This is a genomic window from Streptomyces sp. NPDC127084, from assembly GCF_042724175.1.
Classification (GTDB): domain Bacteria; phylum Actinomycetota; class Actinomycetes; order Streptomycetales; family Streptomycetaceae; genus Streptomyces.
Genome location: NZ_JBHXFA010000204.1, coordinates 8,788 through 9,548 on the forward strand (window position 1 = coordinate 8,788; position 761 = coordinate 9,548).

General features: G+C 77.8%; 1 pseudogene. It reads left to right on the forward strand.

Going from position 1 to position 761, the window contains the following annotated elements:
• Positions 1-98: 98 nt before the first annotated feature.
• Positions 99-608 (forward strand): annotated as a pseudogene (locus ACFWI9_RS30620) (SDR family oxidoreductase); the annotation flags it as partial.
• Positions 609-761: the final 153 nt, after the last annotated feature.

The window sequence follows — 761 nt, forward strand, 5'->3', positions numbered from 1 at the left end:
ACCGGGCCCCCCCCGCGCCCGGCTCGCGGCCCCAACCCCCCCCCCCCCCGGGGCCCACCCGCCCCCGCGGGCCCGGGCGTACTCTGGCGGCCCGCCCCGACGGCGTACTGATCAGTGTGGGCGGCCCGCCACCCGGCTTCGTCGCCGACAACACGGACGAGCAGTGGCAGGCGGCGTTCGAAGCGGTGTTCCTCGGCGCGGTCCGGCTGGCACGCACCGCCGCGGCGGCGCTGGGCCCTGGCGGGGTCATCGGCTTCGTGCTCTCCGGATCGGTCCACGAGCCGATCCCGGGCCTGACCATCTCCAACGGCCTGCGCCCTGGCCTGGCCGGTTTCGCGAAGTCCCTCGCCGACGAGCTGGGGCCGCGCGGCATCCGCGTCCTCGGTCTGCTTCCGGGGCGGATCGCCACCGACCGCATGCGTCAGCTCGACGAACTCTCGGGCGACCCGGACGCCTCCCGGGCCGCGAACGAACACCGCATCCCGCTGCGGCGCTACGGCGCCCCGGAGGAGTTCGGGCGCACAGCGGCGTTCCTGCTGTCGCCCGCAGCGTCGTACGTGACCGGCGTGATGCTCCCCGTGGACGGCGGCGCCCGCCACGGGTTCTAGGCGGTGTCTGACCGTCCCGCCCAATCGCGGAGTGGGGGGGGGGGGCGTGGGGGGGGGGGGGGCTGTGTACCGCCCGCAGCACGCCGCCGGCGGGGGCCGCCGCCCCCCCGCCGCCGCGCGCGCGCGCCACCCCGCGGTAGAGTATAGGAGCGC